The sequence below is a fragment of the Hwanghaeella sp. LZ110 genome (assembly GCF_048892525.1).
Lineage (GTDB): Bacteria > Pseudomonadota > Alphaproteobacteria > UBA8366 > Aestuariispiraceae > Pacificispira.
Genome location: NZ_JBLZHT010000004.1, coordinates 42292 through 58599 on the forward strand (window position 1 = coordinate 42292; position 16308 = coordinate 58599).

Here is a 16308-nt window from a genome sequence, read left to right on the forward strand (position 1 = left end):
CCCGATGACGATAAAAATCTCTGGACAGAAAAACACTGCATATTGTGCAGAAATAAAATTCATCCACTACAAATTGAGAAGTAAAAAATTTAACTAACATTGCTTTTTAGATATCTAACAAGATTTACTGAATCTATATTGATTTACATGCCTTTCTTTGCTTTAGTTTCGTTTGGAACGCCCAAAAACTATACAGTAATTGCAGTTGATGACTGCATTATCGAAGAGTGTTGGGACGTCGGGGCTGCGGTTTTAGGAACGCGATACCATCACGTGCCGGTCTGTTTACGGGTTTGCACCAGGGGGAAGTAGATTATGCCAACACTGAAATCTGACACTGCAACGAAATCAGCGGACGCAGGAAGTTCTGCAACGCGGGGCGATTTGTTGCAAATGACAGCGGGCGTCGTTTCCGCCTATGTCGGCAACAATCCGGTGGAAAAAGCCGATATCAGCAATGTGATTGGTGAAGTATTCACGAAATTTGCATCCCTCAGCAATACACCGCCGCGCACCCCTTCCCGTCCGCTGCGCCCAAAGGCTTCTGTCGCGCCCAAAAATTCTATCACCCCCGATTACCTGATTTGTCTTGAAGACGGTAAGCGCCTGAAGATGCTGAAACGGCACTTGCGCACCGCCTATAATCTGACGCCGGAACAGTATCGCGCGAAATGGGGCCTGCCGCCAGAATACCCAATGGTTGCCCCGAACTATGCCGCACAACGATCTGATTTTGCGAAGAAAATCGGCTTGGGGAAAACCACGGGGCGTGGCGGGCGTTAAGCTTGAAAGACCCTTATAGGTCCCAACCGCTGGGCGTTTCTGCGCGTCTGGCACGCAGTATGACGCGATCCTGATCTTTCTCTCGCACATTCTTGTCAAACTTGCTCTTATAGACCATGCGCTCCAGCTTGCGCAGCGCCTGGACGGACAGGATGTGCTCCCCTGCGGTAATGTCCCCAACGATCGATACTTCGATATAGGTAACAGGATCAACCGCACAAACTTTCACATAGCGGCCCTGGGGCACGAATTCTATCAGTGCACCCTGCGGCAGGACAGTACTGTTTCCAGGCATCATTTTTCGGCTCATGCGCCAATTTACTGCTGCTTCGCGAAACCGCCAAGCATTTGCTGCATGCGTTATTGTTTTAAGCTTAAAATAAAACTTTACTCTTGGTATGGACGCGGCTAGCACTTGACCATAGATTATCGCCAGCACACTTCATTGAGATCAAAGGAACCCCATCATGAGCGATCGCAAAGTCCGCGCCCCATTCGATTGGCAAGACCCTTTTCTGTTGGAAGGCCAATTGACCGAAGAAGAACGGATGATCCGCGATACGGCCAAAGACTATTGCCAGGAGCAATTGATGCCGCGCGTTCTAATGGCAAACCGTCATGAAAAGTTCGACCGGGAAATCTTCACCGAAATGGGTGAACTTGGTCTGCTGGGCATGACGGTAGATCCTGAATATGGTGGCGCCGGGGTCAACTACACCTCTTATGGGCTGGTTGCGCGCGAGGTTGAACGGGTCGACAGCGGGTATCGGTCTGCCATGTCGGTGCAAAGCTCCCTGGTCATGCATCCAATCAACGCTTATGGCTCGGAAGAACAGCGCCGCAAATATCTTCCCAAGCTGGCCAGTGGCGAATGGGTCGGGTGTTTCGGCCTGACCGAGCCGGATCATGGGTCCGATCCAGGCTCCATGGTGACGCGCGCAAAAAAGGTAGCGGGCGGATACAGCCTGTCTGGATCCAAGAACTGGATCACCAATTCCCCCATCGCCGACATTGCCGTGGTCTGGGCAAAGACTGAAGATGACGTGATCCGCGGTTTTATCGTTGAACGCGGCATGAAGGGCTTCGAAACGCCAAAGATTGAAGGCAAATTCAGCCTGCGTGCCTCTGTCACCGGGATGATCATGCTGGATGAATGCGTCGTACCGGAAGAAAACCTGCTGCCCAATATCAGCGGTCTTGGTGGCCCGTTCGGTTGCTTGAACAATGCCCGCTACGGCATTGCCTGGGGTGCCCTGGGTGCTGCAGAATTCTGCTGGATGCAGGCCCACAGCTATGTCATGGACCGTAAGCAGTTTGGTCGCCCCCTGGCCGCCAATCAGTTGATTCAGAAAAAGCTAGCTGACATGCAGACCGAAATCTCTCTGGGCCTTCAAGGCTGCCTGCAGGCGGGTCGTCTGAAAGACGAGGACCGCTGCCCCGTGGAACTGATTTCCCTGATCAAGCGCAACAGCTGTGGCAAGGCGCTGGACATCGCCCGCGTCGCGCGCGACATGCATGGCGGCAATGGGGTTTCAGACGAATACCACGTCATTCGCCACGTCATGAACCTGGAAGCCGTGAACACCTATGAAGGCACCCATGACGTGCATGCCCTGATCCTTGGGCGCGCGCAGACCGGGATCCAGGCCTTCATGTGAGTAAGGATGCAGAAACAGCGGGACGAAAATCTGCGGGACTGACGGTAGACTCGATTACCTCGACCCTGCCACAGGGCGTTCAGGTTCCCCCCGCCCCCACCCGAAAGGTTCCAACCCAGGCCTGGATCCTGCTGTTGGCCCTGATGTTTTGTTGGGGCGCAATGTGGCCCCTGATCAAGATCGCGACAGCGGAAGTTCCGGTGCTGTCCTTGCGCGGCCTGTCCGCCCTGATCGCGGCGATTGTTCTACTTGGGTCAGCCGTTGTGACCCGCAAAGGCCTGCTGCCCATTGCGAATGAATGGAAGAAAATAGCACTTTGTTCGATATTCCTGGTCTTCGCTTGGTTCTATTTCTCCGCGCTTGCCGTCAGCTTGCTGCCGGCAGGCCGGGCCGCCCTTCTGGCGTATACGATGCCATTCTTCTCTCTGGTCATCGGGGTGATTTTCCTGCATGAGAAAATCACGTCAAAGCGGTTGATTGGGGTGATATGTTGTCTTTCCGCTGTGCTGCTATTGGCCTGGAACGATTTACAATCCATCGCGTCGCAGGGCATCCCCGTTGGCATTCTTGCGATCCTGGCTGCGGCTTTGATCTGGAGCATTGGATCAACCCTGCAAAAGCAGTTTAACTTTCAAACACCCGTTACCGTGACGCTTGGGTGGATGTTGATCATCGGGGGCGTTCCCCTTTCTATCCTGGCTTTGCTTCTGGATCCAACCGAGTGGGTCTTCACAGCCTCGAACCAGGCGCTTCTGGCGACCCTGGCTATTGCCGTTCTCAGCCAGGCCTTCGGGTTTTGGTGTTGGTCGACGATATTGAAACTGACCGATGTCGCCTTTGCCTCCATCGCCGTCCTGTGCGTCCCGATGATGAGCCAGGCTATGAGCTTTATTCTGGTGGGTGAAGCTTTTGGATTGGTTGAGTTTTCAGGCCTGCTGCTGATCACGCTGGGCCTTGCCACTGTTTTGCCACTAAGGGGGCTTAAAACAGCGCTGAGAATTCAGCAGGGTCACACCTCAAAGAATTGAATTATATTGCACAGCACAACACTGTGTCTTGCGCCCGGAGTGTGATAATACTAAGACCTGTCCTTTAAAACGTATCTTTGATGCGCGATGACCAGGAGAGACCGAGATGATCCGCCTCAGTACCGCATTATTTGTCCTTTTCCTATTTCCCTCGGTCGCGAGCGCCCAAACGGATCCAGACGCCGCCGCCCAGTTTATCTCGAAACTGGGTGATAAGGCCGTAGACGTTTTGCAGGATCAATCAACATCTCTGGAATCCCGCGAAGAACGGCTGCGCGGCATTGTTGCAGAAAGCCTGGATATCAAAACCATTGGAGAATTTGCAGTAGGGAAGTCATGGGACCGGGCCTCTGATGAGGAAAAAGAAGAATATATGGAGCTTTTCTCCGTCTATCTTCTGCAGATTTATACCCAGCGCCTGGGGGGGTATACCGGTCAAACGCTTCAGATTGACGCCAGCAGTGCCTATAAGGATCGCGACGCCGTTGTCGAAACGACAATCGTGCAGGAAGGGTCTGACAATATTGATGTAAAGTGGCTGGTTCGCGATGGCGACAGCGACAGCAGCAAAGGTATGCGCATTCTGGACGTTATCGTTGACGGTAAAAGCCTGGCATTGGCTCAACGCAAGGAGTTCACAAATATTATCGCCCGTGAAAAGATGAGTGGTTTGCTGAACCTGCTGCGGTTGAAGGTGTCCAAATATTCAGCGCAATCTTAGCAGGATCGGTTGTGCAGCGCAGTATAGATAAGTATTTATGGGCCCTTGCCCAAGGCCCTGCTTGATCGCATAATATGAGTCTGGGGGATTGTATGAAATGACAGGGCTTTGGTGTAAGAAATTGACGCTGTGCTGTCTGGCATTGATTGCGACCATTTGGGGCGCAACACCCTCCTATTCTGCTGATTTTCAAGATGGCTGGAACGCCTATCAGCGGGGTGATTTCACCGAAGCACGGAAAGTTTGGACTACCCTGGCAGAGGCTGGCAGCGCCAAGGCAATGTTCAATCTGGGTGTCTTGTATGATGAGGGACGCGGTGTCCCCCAGGACACCAAAACCGCCATCAAATGGTGGACCCAATCTGCCGAATCCGGAAATTCTCTGGCCATGCATAATCTGGCCCTGGCCTATATAGAAGGGCGCGGGATTAAGCAAAATTATGACCGCGCCTACGGCTGGCTGGAACGCGCGGCCTATCACGGGCTGGTCCGGTCGCAGTATTCGCTTGGAAAAATGTATGAATACGGCCTGGGCGTGGGTGAAAACCAGATCCGCGCCGCCTTGTGGATCGAACGGGCGGCCATCGCCGGGTTTGACCGTGCACAATACAATATGGGCAAGCGCTATCGCGATGGGCAAGGCGTTGAAAAAAACAAAGAAATGTCCGCTCGGTGGTTTCTGGCTGCCGCCCGTCAGGGATATTCCAAAGCCCAAAGCCGGGTTGGAACACGCTTTATGAAAGGCGATGGGCTTGAAAAGGACCTTGTCGAAGCCCTGAAATGGCTGCGCCTTGCGGCACAGCAAGGCGAAAAATCCGCTGCCGAGATTGCCGATAAATTGCAGGCAGACATGACCGATGAAGAACTGGCACAAAGCGAAAGGCGCATCGCAACCTTCACGCCGGAGCGTGCCTCCGTTTATTGAGGCTGTGCTAATAATCCCTGCACATGGCGTGCGATGGCCAGCGAGGCCGTAAGCCCCGGACTTTCCATACCATACAGGCATATCAACCCTGGTACAGTATGGGTCTGAGGGCCATCGATGCGAAAATCATCCGCGACACTGCCTTGGGGGCTGAGCTTTGGCCGGATACCGGAATATCCGGGGCTTATGGCGCCATCGGACAAGGCTGGATAGTAGCGCCTGACAGCGGCATAAAACCCTTCCGCCCGATCTGGGTCCACCGCATAGCGATTGGGATCCTCCAGCCCGTCAATCCATTCCGTATCAGGCCCGAACCGCAGGCCCCCCGCCATATCAATGGTCACATGAACCCCCAATCCCGCCTGCGCCGGTACAGGGTAGATCAAGCGCTGAAATGGAGAACGCGCTGCGGTGATAAAATAGCTCCCCTTACAGAAATACTGGCCCGGAATGGTTGAGGTCGGGATTCCATCAATCGCGCGGGCCACTGTTTGGCTGTGCAGGCCTGCTGCAATGATCACCTCGTTCGCGCACAGTTCCATCGGGTCCGCACCACCAATTGACAGAATAATCCCCTGCCCGTCCCGACGACCGCCCAGAACCGGGCTGTTGCAAACAATCATGGCACCACAGGATTCCGCATCGCCCTGATAGGCCTGCATCAAGGCATGGCTGTCGATGATACCGGTAGACGGCGATAGCAGGGCATTGGTGCAGAACAAGGCCGGTTCCAGTGCCATCGCCTGTTCCGCGGTCAGATATTTAAGATCCATCACACCATTGTTTTTTGCCTTCTGCACAATCTCGCTCAATGCGCTTTCTTCCTGGGGGGTCGTGGCGACAATCAATTTGCCGCAGCGCCGATAAGGAATGCCATGGGTGTCGCAATAGTCATACAGTGCAGCCTTTCCAGCCACGCAAAAGCGCGCTTTAAGGCTGTCCTTTGGATAGTATATGCCTGCATGAATGACTTCACTGTTGCGCGAACTTGTTTCGCTGCCAATGCTGTCAGCGGCCTCCAGGACGATGACCTCCCTTCCGGATTCGGCCAATGTCTTGGCACAGGCCAGACCGATCACGCCGGCCCCGATCACCACTGTTTCAATCCGTTCCATCGCACCTGAACACTCGGTAAGATTTGCAAATTCCCTAAAGACGCATAGGCTGAGCTGTCTTACAGAAAACGTCCCAAATACAGATAACAGTCAAGGTGGAATGTTCCGTGGCCAATCATAAGAAATTCAGCGATGACACTCTTGCCGTTCATGCAGGACGGCATCCGCAAGACAATTTTGGCGTGGTCAATCCACCCGTCTATCATGCCTCGACAATCCTGCACCCAACCTTGGACTCCTGGGAAGGGCGCAAGGTCGGCGGCAGCCATAAATCAGGTCGCCATTCAATCACCTATGGCCGGCACGGCACACCGACGCAATTTGCCCTGCGCGATGCCCTGACCGCCCTGGAAGGCGCCGCTGATACGGAATTGCTGCCCAGTGGCATGGCTGCCTGCGGCCTGTGTTTTCTGGCCTTTGCCGAACCCGGCGCGCATTTCCTGATCCCCGACAATGTCTATGAACCGGTGCGCAAGATGGCTCTTGGGCATTTGACTCAATTGGGCTGTGTCTCAGAATTCTATGATCCTGCCATTGGCGCGGGCATTGCCGATCTAATCCGTCCTGAAACAAAACTGATCTGGACGGAGGCCCCAGGCTCCCTGACCTTCGAAATGCAGGACCTGCCGGCCATTGTAAAAGCGGCGAAGGAAAAGGATGTGATTGTCGGGATCGACAATACATGGGGGGCCGGGTACTTCCTGAAGCCGCTGCAAATGGGGATCGATTTGTCCGCCCATGCGCTGACAAAATATCCCTGCGGCCATTCAGACGCGATGATGGGCAGTATTTCCTGCGCAACCGACGCCTTGTTCGCAAAAATTCAGGTCGCCAGCCGGGCCTATGGAAACAGCGTGTCACCGGATGATTGCTATCTGGTTCAGCGCGGCTTGCGCACCATGCCAACGCGCCTGCACCGTCATTTCGAAAGCGGCCTTAAAATTGCCCAATGGCTGGAACAACGCCCGGAAGTGTCGCGCGTTATGCATCCCGGCCTGGAAAGCCATCCCGGGCACGCCATCTGGAAACGGGACTTCACCGGGGCCTGTGGCCTGTTCAGCATCCTTGTCGACGCCCCGGACCGGGACCGTCTGGCTGCGATGATCGAAGGCTATGACCTGTTCGGGATCGGGGCCAGCTGGGGTGGATTTGAAAGCCTGGCTGTTACCTCCTATCCCAAACGTGCGCGCACCGCGACCACCTGGGAAGAAACCGGTCAGGTTGTGCGCCTGCATATTGGTTTGGAATCACCAGACGACCTGATTGCCGATCTGGAAGCGGGATTTGAGCGTCTTGCGGGTCATTGAAGCGGATTGGAAGGGTTTGTTGACATGATCACCCGTGCGGCGGCAGGTCTGGTTGCTGTTCTTGCTGCATTGCTGATATCCCCCGTGGTTTCCGCGCAAGAACCTGTTCGGGTTTTCGCCGCAGCAAGCCTGACGGAACCTTTGACCCTGTTGTTTGCTCAGCAGAATGGAGTTGATGGTGTTTTTGCCTCCAGCGGGACATTGGCGCGACAGATCGAAGGGGGTGCCCCGGCGGATATTTTTATCAGCGCCAACCCGAAATGGTCGGATTACCTGATTGAAAAAGGCATCGCCCGCCTGGAACAGAGTGCTGACTTTCTGCGCAATCGGTTGGTTGTGGTATCCCCAAAGGACTCAGCCATCCCTTTGATTTTTGACACGGCAGCCGGTGCTGCCTTCCTGCAGGATCGACTGGCGATTGGCGACCCGGACCATGTGCCTGCTGGCCGTTATGCCAAACAGGCCTTGCAGGCAATCGGCCTGTGGTCCGATCTGGAAACCGTTGCTGTGCGTGCCGCCAATGTCCGCGCCGCCCTGGCCTTTGTTGAGCAAGGGGCCGTTGGATACGGCATCGTCTATGCGTCGGATGCGTCGGCCAGCGATAAGGTCACCGTGGTGGCAACCATTCCTGAAGATCTGCACCAGCCGATCCTCTACACCATCACCCTGCTGTCTGACAGGCCGGAAGCAAAAGCCATCCTGGCACATTTGAAAGATGCTGACAGCGCAGATGTCCTGAAACGCTTCGGCTTTCAGACGCTCCCTTAAGCCTGATCATGCTGACCCCCTTTGAAACCGAAGCACTACTGCTCAGCCTGAAAGTTGGCGGCATCGCCACGCTGGGCGCACTGATCCCCGCCATACTGATCTCGTATCTTCTGGCACGGGGGCGCTTTCCCTTGAAATGGCTGCTGGATGGAATTGTCCATGCGCCGCTGGTGGTGCCGCCCGTGGTGATTGGCTATCTGTTGTTGATCGGCCTTGGTCCGCGCGGGCCGATTGGTGCGCCGCTGAAAGACTGGTTCGGGATCAGCATTGCCTTCACCTGGCAGGGTGCCGCCGTGGCAGCCGGTGTCATGGCCTTTCCCCTGATGGTGCGCGCAATCCGCCTGTCCCTGGAACAGGTCGATATGCGTCTGGAACAGGCGGCCACCACATTGGGGGCCAGTCGGTTGGATGTGTTCTTTACCATCACCCTGCCGATGATCGCGCCAGGGATCGTCGTTTCCGTGATCCTGGGATTCGCCCGCGCATTGGGTGAATTTGGCGCGACGATCACTTTTGTCGCAAATATCCCAGGCGAAACCCGCACCATGCCACTGGCCCTGTACACATTGGCGCAAACACCGGGTGCCGAAGCTCAGGCGGGGCGTCTGGCGCTGTTAAGCGTTATCGTTGCGTTAGTGGCGTTGATCGCATCTGAAGTGATCGCCCGAAAGACCCGACGCGCCATCGGTCTGCAGGGGGAGCATGCGCCGTGATCTCCATCGATGTTAAGACAAGATTGGGGGCATTTACTTTGGATGCCCAGATCGAAACGGGCGATGATAATCGCACGCTTGCCCTGTTTGGCAGATCCGGGTGTGGGAAGACATCGCTGGTCAATACCGTCGCGGGTCTGTTGCGACCGGATCATGGGCGGATCGTCATTGGGCAGGACGTGCTGTTGGACAGTCAGGCTGGAATTGAAATGCCCGCCCATGAACGACGTATTGGTTATGTCTTTCAGGAAGGCAGACTGTTTCCCCATCTCAGCGTGCACGGCAATTTGACCTATGGTCAAAAGCGCAATGGCGAAGGATCCATCCGCCTGTCCCAAGCCGTCGATTTATTGGATCTGGAGCCCTTGTTGGGGCGTAAACCCTATGCCTTATCCGGGGGTGAGAGACAGAGGGTCGCCATCGGTCGGGCCTTGCTGGCCAATCCCCGTCTGTTGCTGATGGATGAACCCCTGGCGTCACTGGATTCCCATCGCAAGGGGGAAATCCTGCCCTTCATCGCGCGGTTGCGGGACGAAATTGGCGTGCCCATCCTGTATGTCAGTCATGCCATGGAGGAAATCGCCCAATTCGCCGATCAGGTCGCCCTGATGGAAGCCGGACGGGTCATTGCGGTGGATACGGTTGAACATCTGACAGCGCGGTTGGACCTGCACCCGCTGACCGGCCGATACGAGGCAGGGGCATTCCTGTCTGCCCGTATCACGGAAAAGAACACCGCTGATGGATTGATGCGCCTGACCCTGAATGGCGGTGCAAAGCTGATGGTACCAATGGCTGATCGCCCGTTGGGAACCGAAATGAAGCTTCGGATCAGGGCACGCGATGTCAGTATCGCATTACAGGAGCCCCAGGATATCAGCATCCTGAACCGCCTACCAGGAACCGTGATTGATATCCGACCCGATACCGACGGCCCAATGGCGGAAGTCTTGATCGATGTCGGTGTTCCAGTTTGGTCCCGCATTACGAAGTTATCGGCATCCACCCTTAGCCTGTCACCGGGCAAGCCCGTTTGGGCGCTGATAAAATCCGTCGCGATTGATCGAACGGCGCCCGGGCGAACCAAGCCAAATTAAACTGATATGTGACCATACGCCTTTCAAAAATCCCGTTTAACAGTCTGACGCAGCATCCAAATTTTTGAATAGGTGGCTTTTGTTCCAAAGGAATGGCCCCTTAAAGTAGAACATAATAAATACAATTTATCTTTATTCCCCAATTAAGTGCTGTCATTCTATTGCACCCTTAAAAAGTGCATAGAGGTTCCAATGGCACGATTAAGCCTCACTCTGCTGGTGCTGCTGTTTGGTTTGAGCATCCCCTGCAGGGCGGAAACATCGCTGCGGATCGCGACATGGAACATCGCGCATCTGTATGACAGCTATCCCGACCGATACCGGGCCTATGCGCGAACGGATGAAGATTTCGCGCGGCTGAAAAAATATGCGGATCACCTGGACGCCGATATCATCGCCCTGCAGGAGGTTGAAAACGTGGCGGTCGCGCAGCGCGTTTTCGGGGATGGGTATGATTTTATCTTCTCGAACCGAAACAATGCACAAAGGGTTGGTTTCGCCATCCGCAAAGCCCTGGTTCCACACAGCGTAGCTACAGATTACACACCATTGGGACTGAACCGGGCAGCCCTGCGCTATGGGTTGGATTTGACCCTTAACCTGGACGGACAAAGGCTGCGCCTGTTGAACGTTCATTTGAAATCTTTTTGCCATGACAAACCGCTGACCAGCAGAACACATCATTGCGCACGCTTAAATCAGCAGGTCACCCCCTTGGAATCCTGGATTGATGCCCGCGTACGCGCCCAGGATCCCCTGATCGTTCTGGGTGACTTCAATCGCAGATTTGATGAAGAAGGGACCGCCCCTAATGGAAAATGGATGTGGCCGATTTTAAGCGATGAAAATCCCCCGGACCAAAAATTGCTGAGGGTTACCCAAAACAGGCACTCAACCTGCTGGGCGGGCCAGTATCCAGGCTATATCGATCACATAATACTGGATGTAAGAAGTGCGAAATGGCTGAGGCCCGATAGCTTTCGACAGATCGTCTATACCGATCCGAAAACGCTGCAAAGGAAACTGTCCGATCACTGCCCCATCTCGATTGACCTGTTGATCAGAGAACCGAACTCCTAATGCCCCCAGGCAAACATTAAAATTATCAAATGGCTGCCGATTTCCACTTCACATGCCATAAATACGATATAAACTTCAACTCAGTTCTGGAGGGGGCGACTATGAAGCGTTGTATTGCCATTATGATTGTTTGTCTGATCGCAGTCTTGACCAATCCGGTCAAAGCGCATGCGATTGATGTCGTTACCGGTAACAACTACTTTCCCTACAGCGATGAGCGCCTGCCGGATGGCGGATTAGGGACCCTGTTGGTTAAGGCAATCATTGAAAAAATGGGGGTGCCCGTAACGGTCGCCTTTCTGCCTTGGGATGAGGGCTATCAGCAAACCCTGTCCGGGCGCTATGTGGCGACTTTTCCCTATATCAAAACCCCGGAGCGCGAGGCTGATTTTCTGTATTCAGACGAATTGTTTACTGTGCGCCCCTATCTTTTCACAAACTTTGAACGCGCGACAGGCGTTACCCAGGCCAGCGACATGATTGGCAAGACCCTGTGTGTTCCAAAAGGGTGGGAAGTGGATGCATATCTTAGTGAATATGCAAAATCCGGTCAGATGCGGGTCTATAACAAAACCGGTGTTGGTGGATGCTTCAAACTGTTATCCGAAGGCAAGGTTGATGCCGTTTCAATAGATCGTTTTCTGGGAACAATCGCCGCCCGCAGCATCAATAGCGCCCCCTGGTTCAAGGCCCGACGCCTTGCCATCGATGCCAGCCCGAATTACCTGATCGTGCCAAAATCCATGCCCGGTGCAGATCGCTGGATCGCCCGCTTTAATGAGGCCCGACAGGAATTGCGCAATGATGGGACCATCGCCAATCTGACCAATTCCTATTTCGAAGCGTATAAGCAGGATTGAAGACTAAACCATCAGGTGCTTGCGCACTTCTGCTTCGTCCATATCGCCGATGGGGCCTGCGACGACGACTTCGCCGCGGTCCATGACGGTGTACATGTCCGCCAGATCCCGGGCGAATTCAAAATATTGTTCGACCAGCAGGATTGCCATATCGCCACGGTCCCGCAGATAGGCAATCGCGCGCCCGATATCCTTGATGATGGAGGGTTGAATACCCTCTGTCGGTTCATCCAGCACCAACAGGCTGGGGCGCATGGTCAGCGCCCGCCCAATGGCCAATTGCTGCTGTTGGCCCCCGGACAGGTCCCCTCCCCGACGGCCCAACATGGATTTTAGAACCGGGAACAGTTCGAACACATCATCCGGAATAGAATGATCCTTGCGGGCCAATGGTGCATAGCCGGTTTGCAGATTTTCCTTCACCGTCAACAGCGGGAAAATCTCCCGCCCCTGTGGGACATAAGCGATGCCACGTTGGGCCCGCTGATGGGGTGGCATCGTCCCTAATGTTTCACCTTGCCAGGAAATGACCCCTGACGTGATCGGATGCTGGCCCACAACTGCCCGCAACAGGCTGGTTTTACCCACGCCATTGCGCCCCAGAATGCAGGTGACCTTGCCAACCTGAGCAGAAACCGACACCCCTTTCAGGGCCTGGGATGCGCCATATTGCAGGCTGATATCCGTGACTTCCAGCATGATCCTAGCGCCCCAAATATACTTCGATTACACGCTCATCCGCGCTGACCATATCCAATGGACCATCGGCCAGGACCGATCCTTCATGCAGCACCGTCACCTTCACATCCAAATCCCGCACGAAGGTCATGTCGTGTTCAACGACGACAACCGAATGGGTCTTATTGATTTCTCGCAGAAGGTTTGCGGTTTCCACTGTTTCCGCATCGGTCATGCCGGCCACCGGCTCGTCCACCAAAAGAAGCTTTGGATCCTGCGCCAGTAACATGCCGATTTCCAGCCATTGCTTCTGACCATGGGACAGATTACCCGCCAGTTCATCGCGCACAGAACCCAGGCGGATGATGTCAAACAGCCCCTCAATCCGTTGTGAAATCTCGTTCGTCTTTTCGGCAAACAAGGCAAAGAAGACACCCCGCCCGCCTTTCAGGGACAGATACAGATTATCCTCCACCGTGTGATGTTCAAACACGGTTGGCTTCTGGAATTTACGACCGATGCCTAGCTGCGCAATGGCTGCCTCATCCATCTGGATCAGATCATGTTTGGAATCAAAGATCACATCGCCTGTATCCGGCCGGGTCTTGCCGGTGATCACATCCATCATGGTGGTCTTGCCCGCGCCATTGGGTCCGATGATCGCGCGCATTTCGCCTGGTTGCAGGATCAGCGACAGATTGTTCAGCGCCTTGAACCCGTCAAAGCTGACACTGACGCTGTCGAGATACAGGATGGAGCCATGGGCCGTCATTTACTCAGCCTCCGACGGTTGAGAGCTGGGATCAGGTGTTCGCTTTGTCTCACGCGGCGCACGGGTCTTCTCAAAACGTTGCCGCAGCATGCCATACAGACCCAAAACCCCTTTTGGCAGGAACAGCGTCACCCCAACGAACAAGGCCCCCAGAGCGAAAAGCCAGACTTCTGGAATGGCCCCTGTAAAGAATGTCTTTGCCCCATTGACCAGGATCGCGCCCAGAATGGGCCCATACAGGGTTCCCCGCCCGCCAACAGCGACCCAGATCACCATTTCAATTGAATTTGCCGGGGCAAATTCGCCGGGATTGATGATCCCGACCTGCGGCACATACAGCGCGCCCGCAATACCAGCCAGCGCCGCCGACAGCGTCCAGACAAACAGCTTATAATGCTCCACCCGATAGCCCAGGAACCGGGTGCGGCTTTCTGCATCGCGCACCGCGACCAGAACCTTGCCCAATTTTGAGGCAACGACGGCCTTGCAGATAATCAGCCCCAGACACAGCGCGCAGGCAGACGCCGCAAATAATCCCATGCGGGTCCCATCGCTTTGAATATCAAAACCCAGAATTTCTTTAAAATCTGTCAGCCCGTTATTGCCGCCAAAGCCCATATCATTGCGGAAGAAGGCCAGCAGCAGTGCAAAGGTCATCGCCTGGGTGATGATCGACAGATAAACCCCCGTCACCCGTGACCGAAAGGCCAGCCAACCAAAGACAAAGGCCAATGTGGCAGGGGCCAGCACCACCATGATCGTGGCAAACCAGAACATGTCGAAGCCATACCAGAACCACGGCAATTCCTTGTAATTCAGGAACACCATGAAATCCGGCAGGATCGGGTCGGCATAGACGCCGCGGCTTCCGATCTGGCGCATCAGATACATGCCCATCGCATAGCCGCCCAGCGCAAAGAATGCGCCATGGCCCAGCGACAGGACGCCGGCGAACCCCCAGACCAGGTCCACCGACAGCGCCAGCAGCGCATAACACAGGTACTTGCCCATCAAGGACACCGCATAGGTCGGCACATGCAGGAAACTGCCCGGTGGCACGATCAGATTGCCGATGGCGATTAAGACCACCGACAGCAGGGTCGCTGTCAAAAAGGCCACCAATCGCCCATCCAAGCCCCGCAGAATAAAGCTGGAAATCATGACTCAACCGCCCGGCCCTTCAGGGCGAACATGCCCCTGGGACGCTTTTGAATGAACAGGATGATACAGACCAGAAGGATGATCTTGCCCAATACCGCACCGGCAAAGGGTTCCAGGAATTTATTGGCGATGCCCAGAGTCATGGCCCCCACCAATGTCCCCCACAGATTGCCAACACCGCCAAACACGACGACCAGGAAACTGTCGATGATATAGGACTGGCCCAGATTGGGACTGACATTGTCAATCTGGCTTAGGGCGACGCCTGCAATCCCGGCTATGCCCGATCCCAATCCAAAGGTCATCGCATCGACCCAATTGGTCTTGATACCCATGGAATTGGCCATTCTGCGGTTCTGCGTCACAGCCCGCATGCGCAATCCAAATGAGGTCTTGCGCAAGACCAGCATCAGCACCGCCAGCACAACCAAAGAGAAGATCACGATCGCCAGCCGATTATAAGTGATCGTCAATTGGCCCAATTGGAAAGCCCCTGCCAGGAAATCCGGGGTCCCGACTTCCCGGTTTGTGGGACCAAAGATGCTGCGCACTGTCTGTTGCAACAGCAGCGCAATGCCCCAGGTCGCCAGCAATGTTTCCAGCGGGCGTCCATACAGCCATCGGATCACGCCGCGTTCAATGACGACGCCAACCGAGCCGGCAACCAGAAAGGCCAGCGGCAGAGCGATCAGCAGCGAATAGTCAAACAGGCCCGGCATCGAGGTGCGAATGATGTCCTGCACGATGAAGGTCGTATAGGCCCCCAACATCACCATTTCCCCGTGGGCCATATTGATAACGCCCATCACGCCAAAGGTGATCGCCAGTCCAATCGCCGCCAGCAGCAGCACCGACCCCAGCGACACCCCGTACCACGCATTCTGTGCCAGATCCCAGATCGCCAGGGATTTTTGAATGGCCGCGATGGCCGTGTCGATATCGGATAATAACGGGCCTTCCGCGCTGCCTCTGGCATTCAACAGAACCGCCAGCGCCGACTGGTTTCCCCGATCCGCCATCAAGGCAACGGCCGCCTGCTTTTCCGCCATATCGCGGGGGGAATTCAGGACCGCCGCCGCGCGGGCTTCCTGCAGGGCAAGTTTCACGGCTTCGACCGTTTCTTTTGCAATCGCAGTATCCAAAAGGTCAATCGCATCAGCATCTTTGGACTTGAATATCGCCCCAGCCGCAGCAAGCCGTACCTTTGGATCATCCGACAACAAGGTCAGGGCGCCCAGCGCGGATCGTATTTCCCGACGCAACCGGTTATTGACCTTGATCTTCTCGACGGCACCACTGGGAACCGACCCCAATGCATCGCCCGATATCGGATCGAATGTCTCGACCGTCGCGCCCTCATCCAGGCCAATCACAATGGCCTTGTCTGATTTCGTGACGAACAGCAGCCCCTCCCCCAATGCTTCCAAGGCTGGGACGGCGCGGGCATCACCCGTTGCGGCAATGGCCTGGATTGCCTTCGCGCGGTCTGAATAACTGCCTTCGGCCAAAGCGGAAATCTTGTCTTGTAAGGCGGGGTCTTGCGCCGCCATCCCTTGGGCTGTTCCTAGAATGAGGAACAGGGATAGGGCTGATAGAGAGAAACGAATAAAGGCCTTCATGGAGAGTATCACCTCTGCTGGAG

The 16308-nt window shown here is 55.1% G+C and carries 17 protein-coding genes; 11 read left to right on the forward strand and 6 right to left on the reverse strand.

Annotated features, from left to right (window positions below):
- Nucleotides 1-315: 315 nt before the first annotated feature.
- Nucleotides 316-783 carry a MucR family transcriptional regulator gene (locus ACOSDM_RS08845; protein WP_420724149.1) on the forward strand — a complete coding sequence of 156 codons (468 nt, stop codon included), beginning with the start codon at nucleotides 316-318 and terminating at the stop codon, nucleotides 781-783.
- A gap of 13 nt (nucleotides 784-796) precedes the next feature.
- Here the strand turns inward: ACOSDM_RS08845 and ACOSDM_RS08850 are convergent, their stop codons facing one another.
- Complete coding sequence (locus ACOSDM_RS08850) at nucleotides 797-1093, reverse strand: DUF6898 family protein (protein WP_420724150.1); 297 nt, start codon at nucleotides 1091-1093, stop codon at nucleotides 797-799.
- Nucleotides 1094-1250: 157 nt separating this feature from the next.
- Between ACOSDM_RS08850 and ACOSDM_RS08855 the strand changes: the two genes are divergently transcribed.
- The 4 genes from ACOSDM_RS08855 (at nucleotide 1251) to ACOSDM_RS08870 (ending at nucleotide 5115) form a co-directional block, all read left to right on the forward strand.
- Nucleotides 1251-2441: an acyl-CoA dehydrogenase gene (locus ACOSDM_RS08855; protein ID WP_420724151.1), complete on the forward strand. Its 1191-nt coding sequence runs from the start codon at nucleotides 1251-1253 to the stop codon at nucleotides 2439-2441.
- Nucleotides 2438-3469, forward strand: coding sequence for a DMT family transporter (locus ACOSDM_RS08860; protein WP_420724152.1), 1032 nt, complete (start codon nucleotides 2438-2440; stop codon nucleotides 3467-3469). The genes ACOSDM_RS08855 and ACOSDM_RS08860 overlap by 4 nt, the downstream gene beginning before the upstream one ends.
- A 106-nt stretch (nucleotides 3470-3575) precedes the next feature.
- Nucleotides 3576-4190: an MlaC/ttg2D family ABC transporter substrate-binding protein gene (locus ACOSDM_RS08865; protein WP_420724153.1), complete on the forward strand. Its 615-nt coding sequence runs from the start codon at nucleotides 3576-3578 to the stop codon at nucleotides 4188-4190.
- Nucleotides 4191-4287: 97 nt separating this feature from the next.
- A complete protein-coding gene (locus tag ACOSDM_RS08870; RefSeq protein WP_420724154.1) occupies nucleotides 4288-5115 on the forward strand; it encodes a tetratricopeptide repeat protein in 828 nt (275 codons plus the stop codon).
- Here the strand turns inward: ACOSDM_RS08870 and ACOSDM_RS08875 are convergent.
- Nucleotides 5109-6230 carry an NAD(P)/FAD-dependent oxidoreductase gene (locus ACOSDM_RS08875; protein ID WP_420724155.1) on the reverse strand — a complete coding sequence of 374 codons (1122 nt, stop codon included), beginning with the start codon at nucleotides 6228-6230 and terminating at the stop codon, nucleotides 5109-5111. The two genes, ACOSDM_RS08870 and ACOSDM_RS08875, sit on opposite strands and share 7 nt — an antisense overlap.
- A gap of 107 nt (nucleotides 6231-6337) precedes the next feature.
- On the opposite strand from ACOSDM_RS08875, the gene metC reads away from it, so the two are divergent.
- The 6 genes from metC (at nucleotide 6338) to ACOSDM_RS08905 (ending at nucleotide 12055) form a co-directional block, all read left to right on the forward strand.
- Nucleotides 6338-7537 carry a cystathionine beta-lyase gene (metC, locus tag ACOSDM_RS08880; RefSeq protein WP_420724156.1) on the forward strand — a complete coding sequence of 400 codons (1200 nt, stop codon included), beginning with the start codon at nucleotides 6338-6340 and terminating at the stop codon, nucleotides 7535-7537.
- Nucleotides 7538-7561: 24 nt separating this feature from the next.
- Nucleotides 7562-8305 (forward strand): molybdate ABC transporter substrate-binding protein, encoded by a 744-nt coding sequence (gene modA / locus ACOSDM_RS08885; RefSeq protein ID WP_420724157.1) that lies wholly within the window; start codon nucleotides 7562-7564, stop codon nucleotides 8303-8305.
- Between the two features lie 8 nt (nucleotides 8306-8313).
- Entirely contained in the window at nucleotides 8314-9018 is a 705-nt protein-coding gene (gene modB, locus ACOSDM_RS08890; protein ID WP_420724158.1) for a molybdate ABC transporter permease subunit, read from the forward strand.
- Nucleotides 9015-10115 carry a molybdenum ABC transporter ATP-binding protein gene (gene modC / locus ACOSDM_RS08895; protein ID WP_420724159.1) on the forward strand — a complete coding sequence of 367 codons (1101 nt, stop codon included), beginning with the start codon at nucleotides 9015-9017 and terminating at the stop codon, nucleotides 10113-10115. Before modB ends, modC begins: the two co-directional genes overlap by 4 nt.
- Nucleotides 10116-10307: 192 nt before the next feature.
- Nucleotides 10308-11195, forward strand: coding sequence for an endonuclease/exonuclease/phosphatase family protein (locus ACOSDM_RS08900; RefSeq protein ID WP_420724160.1), 888 nt, complete (start codon nucleotides 10308-10310; stop codon nucleotides 11193-11195).
- A 101-nt stretch (nucleotides 11196-11296) separates the two neighbouring features.
- A complete protein-coding gene (locus ACOSDM_RS08905) occupies nucleotides 11297-12055 on the forward strand; it encodes a substrate-binding periplasmic protein (RefSeq protein ID WP_420724161.1) in 759 nt (252 codons plus the stop codon).
- A 3-nt stretch (nucleotides 12056-12058) separates the two neighbouring features.
- Here the strand turns inward: ACOSDM_RS08905 and urtE are convergent, their stop codons facing one another.
- From urtE to urtB, 4 genes are read right to left on the reverse strand one after another with little or no spacing between them, the layout of a single operon-like run.
- Nucleotides 12059-12754, reverse strand: coding sequence for an urea ABC transporter ATP-binding subunit UrtE (gene urtE / locus ACOSDM_RS08910; protein ID WP_420724162.1), 696 nt, complete (start codon nucleotides 12752-12754; stop codon nucleotides 12059-12061).
- A gap of 4 nt (nucleotides 12755-12758) precedes the next feature.
- Nucleotides 12759-13505, reverse strand: coding sequence for an urea ABC transporter ATP-binding protein UrtD (gene urtD / locus ACOSDM_RS08915; protein WP_420724163.1), 747 nt, complete (start codon nucleotides 13503-13505; stop codon nucleotides 12759-12761).
- The gene (gene urtC, locus ACOSDM_RS08920) at nucleotides 13506-14666 is read right to left on the reverse strand and encodes an urea ABC transporter permease subunit UrtC (protein WP_420724164.1); all 1161 of its coding nucleotides are present in this window, start codon (nucleotides 14664-14666) and stop codon (nucleotides 13506-13508) included.
- Complete coding sequence (gene urtB / locus ACOSDM_RS08925; protein WP_420724165.1) at nucleotides 14663-16285, reverse strand: urea ABC transporter permease subunit UrtB; 1623 nt, start codon at nucleotides 16283-16285, stop codon at nucleotides 14663-14665. Before urtB ends, urtC begins: the two co-directional genes overlap by 4 nt.
- Nucleotides 16286-16308 lie beyond the last annotated feature (23 nt).

What these genes read in the sequence shown, in the direction of transcription:
- urtD (WP_420724163.1), bottom strand. Translation starts at nt 13,505, where the DNA reads ATGACGGCCCATGGCTCCATCCTGTATCTCGACAGCGTCAGTGTCAGC.
- ACOSDM_RS08855 (WP_420724151.1), top strand. Translation starts at nt 1,251, where the DNA reads ATGAGCGATCGCAAAGTCCGCGCCCCATTCGATTGGCAAGACCCTTTT.
- ACOSDM_RS08870 (WP_420724154.1), top strand. Translation starts at nt 4,288, where the DNA reads ATGACAGGGCTTTGGTGTAAGAAATTGACGCTGTGCTGTCTGGCATTG.
- modB (WP_420724158.1), top strand. Translation starts at nt 8,314, where the DNA reads ATGCTGACCCCCTTTGAAACCGAAGCACTACTGCTCAGCCTGAAAGTT.
- ACOSDM_RS08850 (WP_420724150.1), bottom strand. Translation starts at nt 1,093, where the DNA reads ATGAGCCGAAAAATGATGCCTGGAAACAGTACTGTCCTGCCGCAGGGT.
- ACOSDM_RS08905 (WP_420724161.1), top strand. Translation starts at nt 11,297, where the DNA reads ATGAAGCGTTGTATTGCCATTATGATTGTTTGTCTGATCGCAGTCTTG.
- ACOSDM_RS08875 (WP_420724155.1), bottom strand. Translation starts at nt 6,230, where the DNA reads ATGGAACGGATTGAAACAGTGGTGATCGGGGCCGGCGTGATCGGTCTG.
- ACOSDM_RS08900 (WP_420724160.1), top strand. Translation starts at nt 10,308, where the DNA reads ATGGCACGATTAAGCCTCACTCTGCTGGTGCTGCTGTTTGGTTTGAGC.
- ACOSDM_RS08865 (WP_420724153.1), top strand. Translation starts at nt 3,576, where the DNA reads ATGATCCGCCTCAGTACCGCATTATTTGTCCTTTTCCTATTTCCCTCG.
- urtE (WP_420724162.1), bottom strand. Translation starts at nt 12,754, where the DNA reads ATGCTGGAAGTCACGGATATCAGCCTGCAATATGGCGCATCCCAGGCC.
- urtB (WP_420724165.1), bottom strand. Translation starts at nt 16,285, where the DNA reads ATGAAGGCCTTTATTCGTTTCTCTCTATCAGCCCTATCCCTGTTCCTC.
- ACOSDM_RS08845 (WP_420724149.1), top strand. Translation starts at nt 316, where the DNA reads ATGCCAACACTGAAATCTGACACTGCAACGAAATCAGCGGACGCAGGA.
- modA (WP_420724157.1), top strand. Translation starts at nt 7,562, where the DNA reads ATGATCACCCGTGCGGCGGCAGGTCTGGTTGCTGTTCTTGCTGCATTG.
- urtC (WP_420724164.1), bottom strand. Translation starts at nt 14,666, where the DNA reads ATGATTTCCAGCTTTATTCTGCGGGGCTTGGATGGGCGATTGGTGGCC.